This window comes from Rhodoferax sp., assembly GCF_028688795.1.
Classification (GTDB): Bacteria; Pseudomonadota; Gammaproteobacteria; order Burkholderiales; family Burkholderiaceae_C; genus Rhodoferax.
This window is the reverse complement of sequence record NZ_JAQTXM010000005.1, coordinates 90,988-110,662: the sequence shown is the minus strand read 5'-3', so window position 1 is coordinate 110,662 and position 19,675 is coordinate 90,988. Positions and strand designations below refer to the sequence as shown.

General features: G+C 57.3%; 17 protein-coding genes. 8 read left to right on the top strand and 9 right to left on the bottom strand.

What is annotated here, in order from left to right; all coding sequences use genetic code 11:
* Positions 1 to 6 precede the first annotated feature (6 nt).
* The 3 genes from PHQ58_RS05710 (at position 7) to PHQ58_RS05700 (ending at position 5,134) form a co-directional block, all read left to right on the top strand.
* Complete coding sequence (locus PHQ58_RS05710; protein WP_300108215.1) at positions 7 to 2,895, top strand: Hsp70 family protein; 2,889 nt, start codon at positions 7 to 9, stop codon at positions 2,893 to 2,895.
* 105 nt (positions 2,896 to 3,000) lie between these two features.
* Entirely contained in the window at positions 3,001 to 3,825 is an 825-nt protein-coding gene (locus tag PHQ58_RS05705; RefSeq protein ID WP_300108212.1) for a tetratricopeptide repeat protein, read from the top strand.
* A 271-nt stretch (positions 3,826 to 4,096) separates the two neighbouring features.
* The gene (locus PHQ58_RS05700) at positions 4,097 to 5,134 is read left to right on the top strand and encodes a porin (protein WP_300108210.1); all 1,038 of its coding nucleotides are present in this window, start codon (positions 4,097 to 4,099) and stop codon (positions 5,132 to 5,134) included.
* 239 nt (positions 5,135 to 5,373) lie between these two features.
* Here PHQ58_RS05700 and PHQ58_RS05695 read toward each other — a convergent pair whose 3' ends face one another.
* Both PHQ58_RS05695 and pedF read right to left on the bottom strand, forming a co-directional pair.
* Positions 5,374 to 6,270 carry an ABC transporter substrate-binding protein gene (locus PHQ58_RS05695; RefSeq protein WP_300108208.1) on the bottom strand — a complete coding sequence of 299 codons (897 nt, stop codon included), beginning with the start codon at positions 6,268 to 6,270 and terminating at the stop codon, positions 5,374 to 5,376.
* Positions 6,271 to 6,358: 88 nt separating this feature from the next.
* Entirely contained in the window at positions 6,359 to 6,853 is a 495-nt protein-coding gene (gene pedF / locus PHQ58_RS05690; RefSeq protein WP_300108205.1) for a cytochrome c-550 PedF, read from the bottom strand.
* Positions 6,854 to 7,152: 299 nt separating this feature from the next.
* Between pedF and PHQ58_RS05685 the strand changes: the two genes are divergently transcribed.
* Positions 7,153 to 9,150 (top strand): sigma-54-dependent Fis family transcriptional regulator, encoded by a 1,998-nt coding sequence (locus PHQ58_RS05685; protein WP_300108203.1) that lies wholly within the window; start codon positions 7,153 to 7,155, stop codon positions 9,148 to 9,150.
* A gap of 25 nt (positions 9,151 to 9,175) precedes the next feature.
* Here the strand turns inward: PHQ58_RS05685 and PHQ58_RS05680 are convergent, their stop codons facing one another.
* From PHQ58_RS05680 to PHQ58_RS05655, 6 genes are all read right to left on the bottom strand, one after another.
* Positions 9,176 to 9,556, bottom strand: coding sequence for a c-type cytochrome (locus tag PHQ58_RS05680; protein ID WP_300108201.1), 381 nt, complete (start codon positions 9,554 to 9,556; stop codon positions 9,176 to 9,178).
* 30 nt (positions 9,557 to 9,586) lie between these two features.
* Positions 9,587 to 9,922, bottom strand: coding sequence for a c-type cytochrome (locus tag PHQ58_RS05675; RefSeq protein WP_300108199.1), 336 nt, complete (start codon positions 9,920 to 9,922; stop codon positions 9,587 to 9,589).
* A gap of 63 nt (positions 9,923 to 9,985) precedes the next feature.
* Positions 9,986 to 11,674: a PQQ-dependent methanol/ethanol family dehydrogenase gene (locus PHQ58_RS05670; protein WP_300108456.1), complete on the bottom strand. Its 1,689-nt coding sequence runs from the start codon at positions 11,672 to 11,674 to the stop codon at positions 9,986 to 9,988.
* A gap of 280 nt (positions 11,675 to 11,954) precedes the next feature.
* On the bottom strand, positions 11,955 to 12,752 hold the full coding sequence (locus tag PHQ58_RS05665) for an ABC transporter permease (RefSeq protein WP_300108197.1): 798 nt from the start codon (positions 12,750 to 12,752) through the stop codon (positions 11,955 to 11,957).
* Between the two features lie 14 nt (positions 12,753 to 12,766).
* Positions 12,767 to 14,008 (bottom strand): branched-chain amino acid ABC transporter substrate-binding protein, encoded by a 1,242-nt coding sequence (locus PHQ58_RS05660; RefSeq protein WP_300108195.1) that lies wholly within the window; start codon positions 14,006 to 14,008, stop codon positions 12,767 to 12,769.
* Positions 14,008 to 15,036 (bottom strand): PQQ-dependent catabolism-associated beta-propeller protein, encoded by a 1,029-nt coding sequence (locus tag PHQ58_RS05655; protein WP_300108193.1) that lies wholly within the window; start codon positions 15,034 to 15,036, stop codon positions 14,008 to 14,010. The genes PHQ58_RS05660 and PHQ58_RS05655 overlap by 1 nt, the downstream gene beginning before the upstream one ends.
* A 267-nt stretch (positions 15,037 to 15,303) precedes the next feature.
* On the opposite strand from PHQ58_RS05655, the gene PHQ58_RS05650 reads away from it, so the two are divergent.
* From PHQ58_RS05650 to PHQ58_RS05635, 4 genes are read left to right on the top strand one after another with little or no spacing between them, the layout of a single operon-like run.
* Positions 15,304 to 16,008: an ATP-binding cassette domain-containing protein gene (locus PHQ58_RS05650; protein ID WP_300108190.1), complete on the top strand. Its 705-nt coding sequence runs from the start codon at positions 15,304 to 15,306 to the stop codon at positions 16,006 to 16,008.
* Between the two features lie 52 nt (positions 16,009 to 16,060).
* Entirely contained in the window at positions 16,061 to 17,050 is a 990-nt protein-coding gene (locus PHQ58_RS05645; RefSeq protein WP_300108187.1) for an ABC transporter substrate-binding protein, read from the top strand.
* Entirely contained in the window at positions 17,035 to 17,808 is a 774-nt protein-coding gene (locus PHQ58_RS05640; protein ID WP_300108184.1) for an ABC transporter permease, read from the top strand. Before PHQ58_RS05645 ends, PHQ58_RS05640 begins: the two co-directional genes overlap by 16 nt.
* A complete protein-coding gene (locus PHQ58_RS05635; RefSeq protein ID WP_300108181.1) occupies positions 17,805 to 18,569 on the top strand; it encodes an ABC transporter ATP-binding protein in 765 nt (254 codons plus the stop codon). The genes PHQ58_RS05640 and PHQ58_RS05635 overlap by 4 nt, the downstream gene beginning before the upstream one ends.
* A gap of 82 nt (positions 18,570 to 18,651) precedes the next feature.
* Here the strand turns inward: PHQ58_RS05635 and PHQ58_RS05630 are convergent, their stop codons facing one another.
* Positions 18,652 to 19,656: an FAD:protein FMN transferase gene (locus PHQ58_RS05630; RefSeq protein WP_300108178.1), complete on the bottom strand. Its 1,005-nt coding sequence runs from the start codon at positions 19,654 to 19,656 to the stop codon at positions 18,652 to 18,654.
* Positions 19,657 to 19,675 lie beyond the last annotated feature (19 nt).

Here is a 19,675-nt window from a genome sequence, read left to right as displayed (position 1 = left end):
AGCCGGATGCGCCAGTACATCGTTGGCATTGACCTAGGCACCACCCACACGGTGGTCGCTTTTGCCCGGCTGAGTCCGATCAAGGCGCGGGGCAAGACCGCCAAGCAGAATGGCATCGAGCTTTTTCAGATTGAGCAATTGGTCGGCCCCGGCCAGGTGGCTGCACTGCCCCTGCTGCCCTCGGTGCGTTACCACGCGGGGGCGAATGAATTTGCCGCCGGCGCACTGCAATTGCCTTGGGCCGCCGGTGAAGGCAAAGGTGGGGAAACAGATTCTGACACCCCCGCGTCAGTGGTGATCGGGCAATGGGCGCGTACCTTAGGCGCTCAGGTGCCGGGCCGACTGGTGACCAGCGCCAAAAGCTGGTTGTCGCACCCCGCCGTGGACCGCCTGGCGCCTATCTTGCCTTGGGGCGCATCGGCCGAGGTGCCCAAGGTCTCTCCCGTAGAAGCCAGCGCCAGCTACCTGGCGTATGTGCGCGATGCCTGGAACGCACAGCACCCGCAACATCCACTGGCACAGCAAGACCTGGTGCTGACCGTGCCCGCGTCCTTTGACGAGGCAGCGCGCGCCCTCACCCTGAGCGCCGCGCACCAAGCCGGGCTGCCGCAGTTGCGTCTGCTGGAAGAACCGCAGGCCGTGTTTTATGACTGGCTCTGGCGCCACCGCAGCAACCTCAAGGACGAGTTGGCGCCATCCCGCTTGGTGCTGGTGTGTGACGTGGGTGGTGGCACCACTGACCTCAGCCTGTTTGAAGTGGCATGGCAAGACGACTTGCCACAACTGACCCGCATCGGTGTCGGCCAGCACCTGATGCTGGGCGGCGACAACATGGACTTGGCGCTGGCGCACCTAGTGGAATCCCGCCTGACCAGCACACCCGGCGCACCACCCACCCGCCTGTCAGCCAGCCAACTCGCACAACTGGTTGAACGCTGCCGCCACGCCAAAGAACAGTTGCTGGCTGCTAATGCCCCAGCGCAGGTGCAGGTCACCCTACTGGGCGGCGGCGCACGGCTGATTGGTGGCAGCCGCTCGGCCACGCTGACACGGCAAGACGTGGCGCAACAGATCGTGGACGGCTTTTTCCCGCAAGTGGACGCCAGCGCCCAAGCCACCCAATCCCGAAGTGGCTTGGTGGCGTTTGGCCTGCCCTACGCCCGCGACGCTGCCATCACCCGCCACTTGGCCGACTTTTTGCGCCAGCACGCGCACGCCAGGCCCGACACCTTGCTGCTCAATGGCGGCGTGTTTCGCTCCGGACAACTGGCTGAGCGCTTACAGCAGACCCTGGCTGACTGGCGCGGTGAACCCCTGCATTTGCTGCACAACGACAACCCCGATGTGGCCGTGGCGCGTGGTGCCGTGGCTTACGCGCTGGCGCAACAAGGGCTGGCACCGGTGATTGGCGGTGGCTCGGCGCGCAGCTACTTTCTGGTGCTTGAAGAGGCCAGCGGCCCGGGCCGGGCCCCAAGCGGTATCTGCCTGCTGCCGCGCGGCACCGAGCCAGGACAAGAGGTGCGACTGAGTGGCCGCACATTCTCCTTGCGCCTGGGGCAGCCGGTGCGTTTTCATCTGGTCACATCCACGGCGGATCTGGCTGACAAGGCGCAGCCAGAGGCTGGTGATCTGGTCACGCTGGCGCATGGGCAGTTTGAGCCTCTGCCGCCAATTGCTATGGTTATAAAAGCTACTAACGCAACATCCACGGGGGTTATAAGCCAATTTGATCTAAAAAATATTCCGGTGCAACTGGCCGTCGCCCTGACCGAAGTCGGGACGCTGGAGATGCACTGCGTGAGCCTGACCGATGCCAACCAGCGCTGGCGGCTGGAGTTTGACCTGCGCCATGTCGACACCGGAGCCAGCCCAGCTCAGCCTGACCGCTTGGCTGCGGCGCGGCTGGCACAAGCCATCGAGCATATCGACCGCATCTTTGGCCCCGGCGCCAAGCCGGTCGCGGCCAAGGAAGTCAAACAACTGCGCGCCCAACTCGAACACACCCTGGGTGCGCGCGAGCAATGGGCCACGCCCGACCTGCGCCAACTGTTTGACGCCCTGTGGGCGCGCCAGCGCGCCCGGCGCCGCTCGGTGGAACACGAACGCGTGTGGCTGAACCTGGCCGGCTACTGCCTGCGCCCCGGCCTGGGCGACCCGCTGGACGGCTGGCGCGTGGCACAACTGTGGACGCAATACCCGAGCGGCGTGCAGTTTGCAAACGACAAACAGGTGTGCGCCGAATGGTGGACGCTGTGGCGCCGTGTCGCCGGTGGCTTGGCAGCGCCCGAGCAACTTGAACTGCTCAACGGCTTTGCCTACAACCTGCAACGCAACGAACACGGCGTAACCCCCGACACCACACCGCCCGTCAAAGGCAGCGACGACGACATGTTGCGCCTGGGTGCCGCGCTGGAGCGCATCCCGGCAGATTACAAAACCGAGATTGGCGACTGGTTGCTCAAACGACTGCACAAATCACTAGCCAAGTCGCGTGCGACTGTCAGCGGTCATCACAGTACACAGGCCAGCGCCAGCAGCGACGCCCTCCACTTGTGGGCCTTGGGCCGCATCGGCACACGACAGCCGTTTTACGGCAGCCCGCACGACGTGGCGGCCATCGAAGTGGCCACTGCTTGGCTCGGCGCCTTGCTGCTGCTGGACTGGAAAAAGCTGGAGCCTGCCGCCTTTGCAGCCACCCACCTGGCCCGCGTCACCGATGACCGGGCACGCGACCTTGATCCAGTGTTGCGAGAGCAGATTGCGACACGATTGACGGCCATTCACGCGCCTGCCGCGTGGGTCGATATGGTGCGCCAGCGGGTCGAACTCGACGTGGCTACCGAGCGCCGCATGCTGGGTGAATCACTACCGCCAGGCTTGAAACTGATTGGCTGATGCGCTTGCCACGACATCCTGGCGACAGGGTCTATTGCCAGCATCAGACCGCATTGCATCCCGAAGCATCGCAAAATAAGATGAGATTTTTAAGGAACGCAGGACATGTTTTTTTCGACTTCAAAGCGCCTGCTCACGCTTTGCACCCTTTCGGCTTTGACATTTGGCTCACTGGCCCAGGACAGCACGGCTGAAGACTGGGTACGCAACCCCTCCATGGGCAATTACAAGGCCTACGCCGAGTTCAAGATGGCGCATTACAACCAGGCGCGTCATATTTGGGAAACGCTGGCGGGCCTGGGCAATGCCGATGCCCTGTTCAACCTGGCCATCCTGGCCGAGGACGGCTTGGGCGAACCCAAAGACATGAAAAAGGCAGAGGCGCTTTACCTCACTGCCGCTAACGCCGGTGGTTTCAAGGCGCAATACCGATTGGGCATGCTCTACAGCACGGGCGGTGTGCTTGAAAAAGACCTGGTCAAGGCGCGCCAATACCTGAACTTGGCGGCCACCAATGGCGACAAAGATGCTGCCGCCAGACTGGCCACGCTTGCCCAACCCGAGCGCCCACTGAATGAATTTGAAGAAGCCGAAATCTTGACCAGCAGCGGCCAGCATGCGCAGGCCGCTGTGCTTTACCAACGCAGCGCTGACGCCGGCAACCTGGTCGCCGGCACCCGGTTGGCGTGGATGTTCGAAGCCGGTCGCGGCGTGTCGCGTGATCTGGAGCGCGCCGCACAACTCTTTATGACATCAGCCCAGGCCGGCAACGCTGAAGCCCAGTTTGCCATTGCCGTGATGCACCGCACAGGCCGAGGTCAGCCCAAAGACCGCGCGCAATCCATGGTCTGGCTGAACAAGTCCGCGGCGCAACATTACCCCGCTGCGGTGGCAGCCCTTCATGCGGAAGCAGACAACCTGATTGACTGAATCAGCCATCGTGGAACGCTGGTTTTCAGTTTTATGACAGTTTGCTCCAATCTGGCGCAACCCGGCTCCAACGCTCAGTTTTCAACCACATACCCCGGGCACAATCACCGTCCTATCGCGTCTCCCTCGGCAACACACATGTGAGCCCGGCAATCCATCAGGCCGGATTGGCAGGATGAGCCTCAAAAAACATCAGGCACACATCTTGCCAATCAAGGTTTGTCACCAAAACAAAGTGACGTTTAACAAACCTACGATGAGGACACATTCAATGAAGAAAAAACTAATTGGCATCACCGCACTGGCGCTGGTCTCTGGTGCTGCGTTGGCCCAAAGCACGGTCACGGTCTATGGCAATGTTGACCTTGGCTTGCTGGTTCAAAGCAATGCAGGCAACGGCTCTACACAGGTCTACAACGGCGGCATTTCGCCCAGCATCTGGGGCTTTCGCGGCTCGGAAGACCTTGGCGGTGGCTTGAAGGCCAACTTCAACCTGGAATCGCACTTTGCAGCAGACACGGGTGCAGGCGACGCCCGCTTCTTTCGTCGTCAATCCAATGTGGGCTTTTCTTCACCTACCATGGGCACCTTGACCCTGGGCAACATGTATGGCCCCGCCGTGCTGGCCTTTGCTGCCACCGACCCACGTGGCCTGCGTGAGAACTTCTCGGGCTTGTACCCCTGGGCCTACAACTCAGGTGCCTTAACTACAGGCAACAACGGTAACAACGATGTCGGCGTGTTCTTGCAAAACGCCATTTCTTACAGCAACACGTTGGGCCCTGTCGGCATCGCTGGTGCTTACAGTGTGTCCGAAACCAAGGGCGCCGTGGTCTCCCTGGGCCTGACCTACAGTGGCCCGTTGTCCCTGTCGGCTGCTTACCAGGCCACCAACCTGCCCACCACCTCAGAGCAGCAGAGCGTCATGTACTCGATGGGTGCGGGCTACACCATGGGCGCATTCACTGGCAAGCTCAATTTCCTGCACGGCAAGAACAAAAATGCCGCTCTGGTTGAAACCACCAAGGTGGATGTGCTTGGCCTGGGCCTTGACTGGAAAACAGCAAGCAACAACACCATTGGCTTTGCCTACTACACCGGCAAAGACAAAAACACGGCCTCAAGCACCACCAACTCATTCATCCTGAGCGACGAATACGCCTTGTCCAAACGCACCACCCTGTATGTTCAGGCGGCGTTTGTGGACGCCGACGCGAATGCCTCATTGGTGTCAAGCATCGTCGCCGGTGGCACGGATGCCGGCAAAAACGCCAGCCTGCTGAACTTTGGTGTTAAACACGCGTTCTGAACGCTGGTTTGAGTTGTATTGTCTGGCCCACACTTGCGGCGTGCCCGTGACGGGCTGGCAAACATGGCAGTATTCTTATACGAAAAATTAGCCTCTAGCCCTTATATTATAAGCGCTAGTAGCTATTATTAATATAGCAATAAAGCCAGACTGTTCTACAACAGTCTGGCTTTATCACCAGATTTTTACCTCGCAAGGTGCGGGCATAACCACCCGCCAAGCGGGCTTTGCCCAGCGGTTTACGGCGCTGTCAGCGTCATGCCACGCGTCTTGAACATGGCCATCAGTTCACCGTTGTCGCGCAGCTGTTTCATGGCCACTTCCAAGGCCTGGCCCAAATCTTTGTAGCTTGACTTGACTGCCATACCCAGCGACCAACCGTTGTCAGGCAAGCCCGTTAAGCGCATTTGGGTCATCACAAAATCTTCTTGCTTGGCTTTGTCCAAGGCTATGGCGGCTTCGGCTTGCGAGCGCAGCACGTAGGCAGCATCTGCCAGCCCACGCAGCACAGCCGTGGCAGCCTCAATGCCTGAATTGAACAAGGTCACTTGGGAACTCAGCAGACCACTTTGATGGCCTAACAAAGCGCTGGCAGCACCAGTACCGCGTTCTGCAGCCAGCCTGTGCCCCTTCAAGTCTTCAGGGCTATTAACTTGAGGCAACTTGCTGGCGCTGTGAATCAAAATCGGCATCTGCCGCATGTAGGGCGAAAAAATAGTGACTTGGCGGTTTTGCTGCATCAGGTATTTGTCAACGGGCACATTCAGCATGACATCTGCCGGGCCATAACCCAGGTAATGGCCTTTCCAGACCATGTTGCGCAGGTCGTCGTTCATGTTCTCACCCGCATCAAACGGCAACAACGCCAGTTTCAGTTTGAGCTGGCGCGCCAGGCCTTCAGCCAACGCAACGTCCAGGCCATTCATGTCATTGGCCGAGCCGCTGGAAAAAGGCGCGTTGTCTTTGTACACAGCCACTTTCAACGTGCCACGGGCCTGGATTTTTGCCAGGTCATCGAGTTCGCCTTCGGCAAAAACCGGCGATGCACCTAAGCCCAACAGCAAACCTAGACTCTGCCGGCGGCTGATACCGCCAGGTGAGGCCTCTGTGGCTGAGGGTGTCTTGAATGTCGTCATGCGAATAGTCTCCTTCATAGTTATGAAATGACACGCGATTAAACGGCCACTTTTTCAGGGGTCATCCTTCGAGCCCCACATTCGCTGATCAGTCTACTTTTTCACGCCGGGTTTCGATGTAAGTGCGAATCGACCAAATGGCTTCCTGGGTCAGGATGCCCTCAAAGTGCGGCATGTAGACACGGCCGTCACGCACCCGACCACGCCTGACCGTAGCCAGAAAATAATCATCTATTTCCTTGAAACAGGCCATTTTTGCAGACTCATCAGCCATGCCCATGCAGTCGCCATCGACTTTCCGCAAATCAGGTGACATGCCGCCCGAGATGGCCTCTAAGCCGTGGCAGCGGGCGCAGTTTTGGTTGTAGGCGGAGGTGCCAATGCGCAAGGCCTCGGCATGGGCGTCGCCCTTGCTGTAAGGGTTGGCATCAAGCCATTTGGTGCCCAACTGTGGCAGCGACGAGGTGTCGACCGATTGGGGCACAACATCACCGTGTGCGTAAACCAACGCAGTGGCGAGGCTCAACGCAGCAATTGAAATTAGACCGAGGCGCTTGGCCGCCAGAGCGAGTTTGACCTGCATAGAAAACTTTCTAAAAAAGTGAACGAAATAGTCCTACGCAGTCAATATGCAATAAATGCGCCAAAGTTCTGTATGGGTGCTACCTCCCTGCGCGGCCTGGTACGCCTGGATGACGCTGCACAAACCGCGAGGCAAAGTGTGTCAATTTGGGTCAGGGTGTTCCATTTTTTTGACACAAAACCGCCACAAGCCGCCCTTGGCACGTACCAAGGTGCAAAGCCTTTCATTTTTTTCAAGGGTTTTTGCCGATAGCAAAAGAAGTTGGCACGTTTCACAATATCCCAATATTGGCAAATATCATGCAAGTCAACATCGCTACACCAATTCTCCAACGTCACCCCAAAACCACTGGTGCTTGTGCTGAAGCTGAAGACTTCAGCCGCCTGATCGCGCAGTCGCACGCCAGATCCACTGACTACGGTATTTGCAGCCGGGACGAAGCTGATTATTCAACCCATGGGCACTCGTCGCTGATTACGGCGCTGGATGAAAACAGATTTTTGTTCCAGCATGCCGCGCCGGTGATGGAGTCCTTGTACGCGCAAATTGTCAACACACACAGCGTCGTCCTGTTGACTGCGGCCAATGGTTTGGTACTCCATTCGTTGGGTGATCCGGATTTTCTTGATACCGCCTCCAAAGTCGCACTGATGCCTGGCGTTGAGTGGTCAGAAAAGTCCAAGGGCACCAACGCCATCGGCACCGCATTACATGAAAAACGGCCCTTGCTGATTGCTGGCGGCCAGCACTTCATGAACACCAACCAGTCGCTCACCTGTTCTTGCGCACCTATTTTTGACCCGCATGGGCAAGTCATTGGCGCGCTGGATGTCACGGGTGACCACAGGCGCTCACATCTGCACACGCTGGCGCTGGTGCGCATGTCAGGGCAAATGATTGAAAACCACATGTTCACCGAAACCTTCAGTGGTGAACTTTGCATCCGTTTTCACGCCCGGCCAGAATTCTTAGGCACGTTGGTCGAGGGCATTGTGGTGTTTTCGCCAGATGGCCGCTTTTTATCCGCCAACCGCAGTGCGCAGTTTCAGATCGGGCTGACGCTTGAGTCGCTGCGCGCGCATACGTTTTCTTCGCTTTTTGGTATTCCAATTTCACGACTGCACGAGATTTTTGGACGAACGGTGACCCAACCTCACCAACTGAACTTGTTCAGCGGCCTGTCGGTCTGGTGCCAAGTCAAGATGAAACCGGCTGGGCAATGGCTACAGGGGCTTGACATGAGCTCCACAGCAGCGCCTGCCTCGTCAAAAGCGCAGGCCGACACAGCCACCAACCGCAAGCTGCAGTTGTCCAGTTTGCGCTACCTGGACACCGGTGACCCACAAATATCTGCCGTAATTCGCAAGCTGTGCATGGTCAGGAACCATGACATTCCGATCATGATTTTGGGCGAAACCGGCACGGGCAAAGACTTGATGGCGCAGGCCATTCATTCGGATTCAGCCCGCGCGGGTCAACCCTTTGTGTCTGTCAACTGCGCCTCTATTCCCGAGACCCTCATTGAGTCCGAGCTGTTTGGCTATGAAGAAGGGGCGTTTACCGGCGCCCGAAAAAAAGGGGCCATCGGAAAAATTCAGCAAGCCCATGGTGGCACCCTGTTTCTGGACGAAATTGGCGACATGCCCAGGCAGTTGCAGGCCCGATTGCTCAGGGTATTGCAAGACCGCAAGGTCAGCCCGCTGGGGGCTTGCAAAGAAGTTGAAGTGGATGTGTCGATCATCTGCGCCACCAACAAGAATCTCAAGGCCATGATTGCGCAAGGCGCTTTTCGTGAAGACTTGTACTACCGGCTCAACGGACTGGTGGTGCGTTTGCCAGCCTTGCGGGAGCGTTCCGATTTTGAGCTGGTGGCCCAGCGAATTCTCGGCACCTTGTGCAGCAAAAGGCCGACCATTGGCCTCACCGCCGAGGTCATGAGTCTGTTCAAGAACTACAGTTGGCCAGGCAACTTCAGGCAACTGCACAATTTGCTGCGCACGGCGGTGGTGATGGCCGGTTGTGACGGCAGCATTGACACCCTGCACTTGCCGGATGATTTTCTGGAAGAAGTAGCACAAATGCCAATGGCCGAACCAGTCGACAGCCCCACCGCCAACCCGGCCATCGTGGCGACGGACAACGATGCGGGCAACCTTCATGATGTCACCCTGGCAGCCATGGCCCAGACACTGCGTCTGCACAAGGGCAATGTTTCGACAACCGCCAAGGCACTAGGCGTCTCGCGAAACACTATTTACCGCAAGAAAGACCTGCTCCCGCCTGACGTCTGGGGCTAGCCCAGAGCCATTGCGAGGGTGTTGCCTACCTGAGCGACAAAATCCAGAACACCACTTGGCGGGCGTTACTTTCGCTGATGGCCACCGCATTGGGCGGCATGGCAATGCCAGCGGCTTTGTTTTTCCAATGGCTGGCGTAAGGGTTAGAGCCTTCCAGAACAATGCGTGTCAGGAAGTCGGCCGCGCCGGGTTTGTCGCGGTACTGGAGCGATACATCTTGCCAAGCTGGGCCAACCGGCAAACCGGCATCTTTTGACTCTTGGTGCTTGATGCTGTGGCAGGTAAAGCAGCCAGCATTGGCGGCGATTTTTTTGGCGGCATCGTCTGCTGACGTCTGGGCCAATGCAGCAGTGCCGGCAAACATGAGGGCACTGGCCAGAAAACTGATTTGAGTACGGCGTTTCATAGAATTTGAATAAAGAGTGAGCAAAAAAATTTAATCAGCTGTGGCTTTTCGCGACATCACCCAAGTCGCCAGCGTCTTCAGTTCTTCGCTGCTTAAGCTTGCGTGCGCTGGCATTGCCATGCGACCCCATTTGCCGCGCGATCCATTTTTAATGCTTTGAGAGATATTGACAATGGCATCGGGGTCGCTTTTGTATTTGGCAACCACATCCTTGAAGGCCGGGCCCACAATCTTCTCGTCGACCGAATGGCACGACAAGCAGCCACTGGCCTGCACCAGTTCTTTCACGTCCTGACTGTCGTCTGCATAGGCGCTACCAACACTCGCCATGCCCCAAAGAAATGCGAAAAAAAATTGGTATTTCATAGTTGGACTTGTTCAAAAAACATCACAAGGCCCGACGCTGCTGCGCCGAGCCTTGCCTGTCAGTTACTTAATGAGCTTGAACGTCCAGACGGAACCGCCTTGTTCCAGCAAGTTGACCTTCTTGGCAACTTCGCCACCCCACAAAGGCACGGCACCGCCCCAACCCGACACGATGCTGATGTATTGCTCGCCGCCTTCTTTCCAGGTGATGGGAGGCGCCACAATGCCGGACCCAGTTTGGAACTGCCACACCACCTTGCCAGTCTTGGCGTCAGCGGCTTTCAAATAGCCTTCTGGTGTGCCCCAAAAGACCAGATCGGCCGTGGTCATGACACCACCCCACAGAGGCGCGGTGTTCTTGACTTCCCAAGCCACTTTGCCGGTCTTTGGATCAATGGCGCGCAAGGAGCCAATGTGGTCTTCAAACAGTGGTTTGATGGTGAAGCCAGCACCTAGGTAAGCGGCACCCTTTTTGTAGCTGATGGGCTCGTTCCAGATGTCCATGCCCCATTCATTGGTAGGCACGTAAAACAAGCCAGTCTTGGGGCTGTAGGCCATTGGCATCTGGTTTTTTCCACCCAGGAAGCCGGGGGCGGCAAAAGCGGTTTTGCCTTTTTTGCCATCCATGCCGGGGGCAGTCGGGTCGCCCGGACGGTTTTCGTCGATGTAGTTGGGGCGACCTGTCTTCAAGTCGATGCTACTGGCCCAAGTGGTCTTTTTAACAAATGGGAAGGCGTTCACCAGCTTGCCGGTGGTGGCGTCGTTCACATAGAAGAAGCCATTGCGGTCAGCCTTGGCACCCATGCGCTTGCCATCCATGTCAAAGGTGATGAATTCATTGACACCGTCGTAGTCCCAACCGTCGTTGGGGGTGCTTTGGTAGTGCCAGACGATCTTGCCCGTCTTGACATCAATGGCGATGGTGGATGCAGAATAAAGGTTGTCACCCTTGCGCACGTGGCTGTTCCAGGGGCCGGGGTTGCCGGTGCCAAAGTAGGCCAAGCCAGTTTTGGCATCGTAGGTGCCACCCAACCAAGGTGTCGCACCACCGGTTTTCCAGGTTTCACCAGGCCAAGTGGCGTTGGTGGTACCGGTGATGCCATTGTCTTTGCCATTCAAAGTGCCCATGTGGCCTTCAACGGTAGGACGACTCCACACCATTTTGCCGGTCTTGGGGTCACGCGCTTCAACGCGGCCCACCACACCGAATTCACCACCGGACAGCCCGGTAATCAACAGACCTTGCGCAATCAGGGGCGCAGCGGAGTAGCTGTAGCCTGCGCTGTAGTCGTCAATTTTTTCACGCCAGACAACTTTGCCTGTGGTTTGATCCAAGGCCACCAGTTGGGCGTCCAGGGTGCCGAAAATCACCAGGTTGTCATACAAAGCAGCGCCGCGGTTGATCACATCGCAGCAAGGCATGATGCCTTCTGGCAAACGGTGTTCGTACTTCCAGAGTTTTTGGCCGGTCTTGGCATCCAGCGCAAAAATACGCGAATACGATGCGGTCACAAACATCTTGCCGTTGTGCACCAAGGGCTGAGATTCCTGGCCGCGCTGTTTTTCACCACCAAAAGACATGGACCACACGGGCACCAGACGGCCAATGGTTTTGGCATTCACGTCGGACAACGTGGAGTGGCGTTGGCCTTGTGTGCCCATGCCCCAGCTGAGCACGTCTTCTGGCGTATTAGCATCGTTGGCAATCATGGCATCGGTCACTTGTGCGCCGGCCTGGGCACATGCTGCCATGACCAAAATACTGAGTAGTTTTCGTTTCACTTCGTTGTCTCCTGCTGATGGGGTAAGAATAATTACTGATCCGGAGCAGCATGCCCGGGTAACTGTGGACCAAGTCAATCTTGGTATCCGCCAACCCCATGCGCAACTTCTGTGCCAATAAAATTGGGCAGTTTGCGCAGTAGCTCCCCCTGTCGCGGGCCACTTATGCCATCAAGTGTTCATGGATAAGCGGCTCACGATGTGACAGTGTTCAAAATTGAATCACTCCAGCGCAGCCAAATGTCACACCTCACGCCGCCCCGCGTTGCTTGATCCAGCCTCGTTGCGGATCGTAGCCCCACCAGGCCAAACAAAAGAAGACCACGGCACCCACCACCACCACTGACCAGGACAGCAGGTTGGCCTGGCCATACATGGCAAAGCGAATCGTTTCAACCACGTGCGTGAACGGGTTCCACTGCGCCAGAATCAATAACCACCAGGCACCCGACTCGTCCAACTTCCACAACGGGTACAGCGCAGGGCTGATGAAAAACATTGGAAAAATTACAAAATTCATGGTGCCGGCAAAGTTTTCCAGTTGCTTGATGTACACCGACAGCATCAGGCCCAAAGCCGCCAGCAACGTGGCCCCGCACACCATGGCCAGCAACATCAGGGGGAAATGGGCCCAACTGAATTCGACGCCAAATGCCAGCGAGATCAACAAAAATACCAGCATTTGCAACAAAGACAAACTGGTGCCGCCCATCAGCTTGAAGGCCAGCAACCAACCGCGTGGCAACGGTGCCGTCAGCAGCAGCCGCATGACGCCCATCTCACGGTCATAAACCATGGAGAGCGAACTTTGCATGCCATTGAACAAAGCCACCATGCTGAGCAAGCCGGGCACCATGTAAACCGAATATTCCACATAAGTTTCATACGGCGGCACGATTGAGACACCAAAAACATTGTGAAAGCCCGCAGAAAACACCACAAACCACAGCAAAGGCCGCACCAGCGCTGAGGCCAGGCGCGACGGCTGACGCAAAAACTTGTTGATCTCGCGCCCTACCACGGCCCGCATCGCGCGCAGCAGGTGCATGAAGAAAGAAGGTGCTATGAACGTTGTTGACACTTGGATTCCTTCTGGTCCGTACCCAGCGTGTCCATCACCTCGGTGGGGTGCAGGATGCCATCGAGCGGGGCGATGCCCACCACGCCATCACCATGGCCCAGCATGATGGGCTGGCGCAGTTGCCCATCCCAGGCACGAAACGTCAAGCCCGGCCCTTTGTTGCCGTCCACCACCACATCACCCGCGCGCAGTTGTTTGAGCTGTTTGGCCACGTCCGCTTTGGGGTCTGCCGCCACCACTGCCGCAATGGCCTTGACCGCTATCCAGGCCGCCCAGTCCTGGCTTTGCATTGAGCGCTTGGCCAGTTTTTGAAAACGTCTTGATATTTGCGGTCCACCATTGCGATCCCATTGCGGATGCCAGGCCATCGCCATCAGCCCATTGCTGCCCATCACTGGGCGCGGCCATTGGGTCGCATAAGGCAAAGTCCGGGCAAATTCACCCTGGCTGTCCATCACCGCCACGACCTCGTGGTCACGCTCGTTGGTCAGCAATCGGGTGTTGAACAAGTCACGTTCACGCGGATCACCCGAGAGTTTGAACGGTTTGGTTTGCAAAATTTTGAGGCCATAACGCTTGGCCGACAGCACCATCGCCGCCCCCTGCAACTGGTCTTCCAGGATCGGTCCTTGCAGCAGCAGCAACTTGCGCCAGTTGCGGGCCGCCAGGTACTGGGCCAGCGCATCGGTGTACATCTGCCGGCTCGGGTAGGTGTGCAGCAAAGCCACTGAGCACGCCTCGTTGCGCAAGGCATCGCTGTCTGCGCTGACGTTCAAAATCATGGCGCCGCCCAAAGCCGCCGGGGCAGACTTCACCAGCGCAGTCAACAGCTCTGGCGGCAAATCGGCCACGATATGCTGCACACGGGCGGCTTTGAGCTCAGCCAGCACCTTGGGCAGGGCCTGTGCGTCAGCCAAGGGCACGTCTTTGAGCTTAAAAGCCAGGCCAAGCTCCTGCAGCTCCAGCGCAGCGTCATCAACGGCCATGCGCGCGGCATCCCCCACCCGCCCGCCTGGGTGATCGGGGTAGGCACGCTCAAGTTGCTTGGGGGTGTAGCGCGCGTCACTGGCCAGCGACAGCACCGCCACGGTCACGTTTTGCAAAGGTGCAGCACTAGCCAAGCCACAGGCAAGCGCCAGGCTGCAAACCAGGCCAGCCCCTATGGCGCCTTTGAGCGCAGAAAGGCAAGGGCTAACGGTGGCCAGACGTGCTGCGCCACGCATCAGGGTTGCACCAGCACGCTGTGCGGTACACGGCCCACGGCCACCGTGCGAATGGCCTTGCCGGCCACTGCATCCACCAGCGTCATGTCGTCTGACATGCCATTGGCCACATACAAAGTTTTGCCGTCGGGGTGCAGGGTCAGGCCCCAGGCGCGTTTGCCCACCAACACGGTTTTACGCACCTCTCGCGTGGCCAGATCAACTTCAGCCACATGGTTGGCCTTGCCCAAGCCGACCCACACCGACTTGCCGTCAGCGCTCAATGTCATGCCCACTGGCGTGATGTCGTTGGCGCGCATGCCTTTGATCTTGAACTTGAGGGTGTGTTTGACGGTTTGGTCTACGGTGCTGATGATGCTGAGACTGGCACTGAGTTCGTTGCTGACCCACAGCTCTTTACCATCTGCGGCCAGCACAAACCGGCGTGGCCGGGTTCCGGCGCGGATGTTTTTGACAATTTTTTTGGTGGTCAGGTCAATGTAGTGAACCACGTTGGCCTCCTCGGACGTCACATAGGCGTGTTTGCCATCGGGCATGACCAAAATGCCTTCGGGTTCGCCACCCACCTTGACCTCAAACAGCTTCTTTTTGGATGCCAGGTCGTAAGCGCCCATGACGCTGTCGTCTTCAATGGTGACAAAAACCGTTTTGCCATCGGCACTGAAGTCAAACAGCTCAGGGCTTTCACCCAGCGGCACCGTAGCCGTCATCTTGCCGCTGGCTGCATCAATCAGGCCCAGCTCATTGCTGTCGCCACAACACACATAAATCACGCTGTGGTCTTTGTTGAACGTCAACTGGCGGGGGCGCTGGCACACGTCAATGGCTGACAGGCGCTGGCCCTGGGTGTCAAACACGTAAACCTTGTTGTCTTTCTCGCTTGACACATACAGCCGGTTGGCGGGGCCGGCCTGAGCCATGGCGCAACTGGCAGCTGCTGTCAGGGCCAAAACAGCCAAAGTTTTGCGAAGCACGTGGGGCGCCGCCAAAGGCGCTGGTTGCTTGAAAGTGTTCAGGGTGTTAAACATGTTGTCTCTTTGTATGAATGTTGCGTTTTGAATCACGTGCAAGGAATTGCTTAAATAGGTGAGCAAAAATCAAGCCAAATGAAAAGCCACTGCGGTGGGTCGGTGCGTTGACATCGCTACAGAGGCACGCAATTTGCATTCAATGACAACTTTCAGGCCTGATGCCTTTAAAGTGTCTCATAAACTGCCAGTCGGCCAACCCCTTCCACCCTTGTCATTGCCCAACTTGCGCGCTGAGCCAAACCAGATTCACCCATGCCACCTTCCATGTTGATCGTTCAAAACCTGGCCAAGTCCTATGGTGCCAAGCCAGCACTCAAAGGCGTGAGCTTTGCCATCCAGGCTGGTGAAATGGTGGCCTTGCTTGGCCCCAACGGCGCGGGCAAGTCCACGCTGCTGCAATTGCTCACCGGCTTGTTCAGCCCCGACCGAGGCAGCATCCAGATTTTTGGCCAGGACCTCAACGCCCATCCCAGCCAGGCCTTGGCCGGTATTGGGGTGGTGTTTCAGCAAAGCGCGCTTGACCTGGATTTGTCGGTCAACGCCAATTTGCTGTTTCACACCGACCTGCATGGCCTGCCCCGGCATGTGGCCAGGCAGCGCATCGCCGAAGGGCTGGCGGCCATGGGTTTACAAGGTCAAGCCAAGGACGTGGTGCGCAGCTTGTCGGGCGGCACCCGTCGCAAAGTCGAATTGGTACGCGCCCTGCTGCACCAGCCGCGCGTGTTGCTGATGGACGAGGCCACCGTGGGCCTTGACCCCGAGTCACGCGCCATCATGCTGGCCGCCGTGCGACAACTGGCCACGCAACAGCAGGTGGGCGTGTTGTGGGCAACACATTTGATTGAAGAAATCAAGGTCACCGACCGGGTATTGTTTTTAGAGCAAGGCTTGATTCGTTTTGATGGGACACCTGCCGATTACCTGGCGCAGTTCAAAGGCCTGGTCAAAACTGACGAATCGAATACCTGAATCAACGCACCACCTTAATCAAATAATCTCGTTTCAAATAATAGACAAGCACATGTTGAAAATACTGACACATATTATTTTTGTATTCCTTGCCTTTTCCAGCGCGGCCTTTGCCGCAACAGCCACACAAATTCGCGTGGGTGTGTTGGGTTTTGGCACGGTCAACTGGGAGCTTGACGTCATGCTCCGCCATGAGCTGGCCAAAAAACGTGGCGTTGACCTGGTGGTGGTGCCGCTCGCCTCGGGTGATGCCTCCACCATTGCGCTGCAAGGCGGCTCGGTGGACGTGATCGTGTCGGACTGGCTCTGGGTGTCAAGGCAACGTGCCGACGCCAACTTGTTCAGCTTTGTCACCTACTCCAACGCCGTGGGCTCGGTGGTGGTGGACAAAGACAGCCCGATCAAGACCCTGGCCGATTTGAAGGGTAAAAAAATCGGTGTGTCAGGCGGGCCCAGCGACAAAATCTGGCTACTGCTGCGCGCCCACAGCCAGCGCAACCTGGGGGCTGATTTGGCAAATACCGCCCTGCCCACGTTTGGCGCGCCACCTTTGTTGAACGAACTGATGCAGCGCCAGCAGCTTGATGCGGTACTCAACACTTGGGCCTACACCGCACGCCTGGAAGCCAAAGGCATGCAGCGCCTCATTGAATTGCCCGAAATTTTGGCTGGCCTGGGTGTCAGAGGCGCCGTTCCGCTGATTGGCTGGGTGTTTCGTGAAGATTGGGCGGCAAAAAACAAGGACGCTTTGAACGCATTCTTCAGTGCCTCAAACGAGGCCAAGCAGCTCATGCTGACCTCGGACGACGAATGGCTCAAGCTCAAACCCAAAATGAAGGCCGAGAACGACGCCATTTTTACCAGCCTGCGCGACAAGTTCAGGGCAGGTATTCCCCAATGCGCACCGGCCCCCATGGCCGACATCACCCTGACCTACAAGGTGCTGGCCGACATCGGCGGCGAAAAACTGGTGGGTAAAGCCACGCAATTGTCCAAAGACACCTTTTGGCCCGGCTACCAAGCGACATGCAACAGACCATAAAACACCCCCCCGCATGGCTTTCTGGCAGCGGCATCAGGCTGCTGCCTTTGGTGGTGGCGCTGATTTTGTGGCAACTGTTTGGCGGTCACTTGGACAGCAAACTGCTGCCACAGCCAAGCGCCATTCTGCAGCTCTTATGGAAGGAAGCCACTGAGGGCGACTTGCTGTTTCACCTGGGCATGACCTTGAAGCGTGTCGGCATCAGCTTCATGGCCGCCATGGTGTTGGGCACGGTCTTAGGTATCTTGATGGGCATGTTCAAGGCCATTGACCATGCGTTTGACACCTTTTTAATCATCGGCTTGAATATTCCGGCCCTGGTGATCATTGTCATTTGTTACATCTGGTTTGGCTTGACAGAATACGCCGCCATCATTGCCGTCACCATTAACAAAATACCCATGGTGGCGGTGAGCCTGCGGGAAGGGGCACGGGCACTGGATAAAAGCTTGTTCCAAGTGGCTCAGGTGTACCAGTTGTCAAAATATGACATCGCCACCAAAATTGTGTTGCCACAGTTGTTGCCTTATATTTTTGGCGCTACTCGCAATGGTTTGGCCATTATCTGGAAGATTGTGCTGGTGGTTGAGTTACTGGGTTGCAGCAACGGGGTCGGGTTTCAAATTGGTGGGTTTTTTCACTTCTTTGATATTTCAGGGGTGCTGGCCTATACCCTGGCGTTCATGCTGGTGGTGTTCTCCATTGAAGTGCTGGCCTTGCGCCCGCTTGAGAAACATTTGTTGCGGTGGCGGTTATGAGTTTTTTGGCGGTTGATGTTCATCAGAAGATTTATGAGAATGGTTGTCTGGCCATTGAGAATCTCAAGTTCTCATGCGGCAAGGGCGAATTCATCGCCATTGTGGGCCCATCAGGTGCTGGCAAATCCACGCTGCTGAATATGGTGTCGGGTCTGGACAAGGATTATTCAGGGTCTGTGGCATTTGCCGGGCAAGCCTTCAACCCATCGGCGGTACGGCTTGGTTTTTTGTTTCAAGAGTGTCGACTTTTGCCCTGGCTGACGGTGTACCAAAATCTGCAGCTGGTCATTAAAAACGCAGTTGCAGCGGTGCAAGCCAAGCCACTTGATGACTGGTTGCAATGTGTCGGGTTGCAAGGCTGCGGCGACCTATTTCCGGGGCAACTCTCGGGTGGCATGCAGCGGCGTGTGGCCTTGCTGCGGGCCTTCATCGTGGCGCCTGATGTGCTGCTGATGGACGAGCCTTTTCAGTCACTGGACGCCCCCACCGCCGCGCAGCTTCGCCGGCTACTGCATGAGCTGTGGCAACAAAGCGCGCCCACTGTGCTGTTTGTCACCCACAACCTGCGTGAAGCCATCAGCGTGGCCAACCGCATCGTGTTTTTGTCGGCCCGGCCGTCAAGGGTGATTTTGGATTACCCGCTGACGCGATCGGCGGCATGCGCGGCGGCCATCGACATGGAGAGCGACTGGGTGACCCAAACGCACCAGCAAATTCTTGACCGCTACCCCAATCTGCTTTCGGGTTTGCACCTGGATTGAGTTTTATATAAGAAATAGGCCTGTAGCCCATATAAATATTGCGTAAGCAGCTATTTATTACATAGCATCTAAAGACAGTGCATCAGGCCTCAAAACCCGGCGTGGCGCGCCATTTGCCCGCTTTGTCCACCACTAGCACCTCCACAGCCCAGGCCTTGGCCAACACCATGGCCTGGTCCATACCGGCCACAAACATCACCTTGGTCAGGGCATCTGCCAGCGCACAACTGTCCGCCGCCACCGTGACGCTAGCCACATCAAGGGGCGAGTAACCCGTGTGCGGGTTAAAAATGTGGTGATGCTTGAAGTCAGGGCTGAAAAAAGTCTGGCTGTCAGCCGATGTCGCCACACTTCGGCCATGTAGCGCGATTTTTTTCATCAGCTTTTGTTCGTCTCGCGGGTTGGCAATGCCCAGCCGCCAGTCGCCCCCCATCTGCGATTTCCCCAACGCCGCCCATTCGCCAGTGTTGATCAAGGCGTGCTCTATGCCCATGTGCCGCCAGTGCGCTTGCACCAGGTCTGCGGCAAAACCTTGCGCAATGCCATTCAGCGTGATTGCCATGTTGGGCTGGGTGAAACTAATGCGCGCTGGGCTCAGCACAACATGCTGCCAGCCAGTGCGCTGACGGGCCAGCGCCACCGCCTCTGCCGTGGGCAAGCGCCCCAAGGCTTGTGCTTCAGAAAAAACCGCCCACAGCGGCTGCACCGTGACATCAAAAGCCCCGTGGCTTTTCTCTGAAACCGCTTTAGCCAGCTGTAACACCTTGAGAAAATCAGGGTGCGGCTGGGCCAGAAACCCCTGCGCATTGAGCTGGCTTAACGCACTTTGGGGGTTGAACAGGCTCATTTGCGCTTCCACATGGCGAATGTCGGCCACGGCGGTGTCCAAGGCCGATTCAGCCAGCGCCTGATCGGTGTGCGCCACCAGCAAAGACAAGTTGGTGCCAAACCCAAGCACGGGGCGCGTCCGCCATACCGGTGCCCCAAGGGTCTTGGGTCTGTCGATTTGTCCGGTTGCCAAACCAACTTGCGCCGCCACGGCCACGCCCAGCCCCAACGAGGTCTGCAAAAATGTGCGTCTTTTCATCTGTGTCCTTTGAACAACG

Excerpts from the sequence above, each read along its gene's own strand:
- PHQ58_RS05710 (WP_300108215.1), top strand. The coding sequence starts at position 7 with ATGCGCCAGTACATCGTTGGCATTGACCTAGGCACCACCCACACGGTG.
- PHQ58_RS05705 (WP_300108212.1), top strand. The coding sequence starts at position 3,001 with ATGTTTTTTTCGACTTCAAAGCGCCTGCTCACGCTTTGCACCCTTTCG.
- PHQ58_RS05700 (WP_300108210.1), top strand. The coding sequence starts at position 4,097 with ATGAAGAAAAAACTAATTGGCATCACCGCACTGGCGCTGGTCTCTGGT.
- PHQ58_RS05695 (WP_300108208.1), bottom strand. The coding sequence starts at position 6,270 with ATGACGACATTCAAGACACCCTCAGCCACAGAGGCCTCACCTGGCGGT.
- pedF (WP_300108205.1), bottom strand. The coding sequence starts at position 6,853 with ATGCAGGTCAAACTCGCTCTGGCGGCCAAGCGCCTCGGTCTAATTTCA.
- PHQ58_RS05685 (WP_300108203.1), top strand. The coding sequence starts at position 7,153 with ATGCAAGTCAACATCGCTACACCAATTCTCCAACGTCACCCCAAAACC.
- PHQ58_RS05680 (WP_300108201.1), bottom strand. The coding sequence starts at position 9,556 with ATGAAACGCCGTACTCAAATCAGTTTTCTGGCCAGTGCCCTCATGTTT.
- PHQ58_RS05675 (WP_300108199.1), bottom strand. The coding sequence starts at position 9,922 with ATGAAATACCAATTTTTTTTCGCATTTCTTTGGGGCATGGCGAGTGTT.
- PHQ58_RS05670 (WP_300108456.1), bottom strand. The coding sequence starts at position 11,674 with ATGGCAGCATGTGCCCAGGCCGGCGCACAAGTGACCGATGCCATGATT.
- PHQ58_RS05665 (WP_300108197.1), bottom strand. The coding sequence starts at position 12,752 with ATGCACCTGCTGCGCGCGATGCGGGCCGTGGTAGGGCGCGAGATCAAC.
- PHQ58_RS05660 (WP_300108195.1), bottom strand. The coding sequence starts at position 14,008 with ATGCGTGGCGCAGCACGTCTGGCCACCGTTAGCCCTTGCCTTTCTGCG.
- PHQ58_RS05655 (WP_300108193.1), bottom strand. The coding sequence starts at position 15,036 with ATGTTTAACACCCTGAACACTTTCAAGCAACCAGCGCCTTTGGCGGCG.
- PHQ58_RS05650 (WP_300108190.1), top strand. The coding sequence starts at position 15,304 with ATGTTGATCGTTCAAAACCTGGCCAAGTCCTATGGTGCCAAGCCAGCA.
- PHQ58_RS05645 (WP_300108187.1), top strand. The coding sequence starts at position 16,061 with ATGTTGAAAATACTGACACATATTATTTTTGTATTCCTTGCCTTTTCC.
- PHQ58_RS05640 (WP_300108184.1), top strand. The coding sequence starts at position 17,035 with ATGCAACAGACCATAAAACACCCCCCCGCATGGCTTTCTGGCAGCGGC.
- PHQ58_RS05635 (WP_300108181.1), top strand. The coding sequence starts at position 17,805 with ATGAGTTTTTTGGCGGTTGATGTTCATCAGAAGATTTATGAGAATGGT.
- PHQ58_RS05630 (WP_300108178.1), bottom strand. The coding sequence starts at position 19,656 with ATGAAAAGACGCACATTTTTGCAGACCTCGTTGGGGCTGGGCGTGGCC.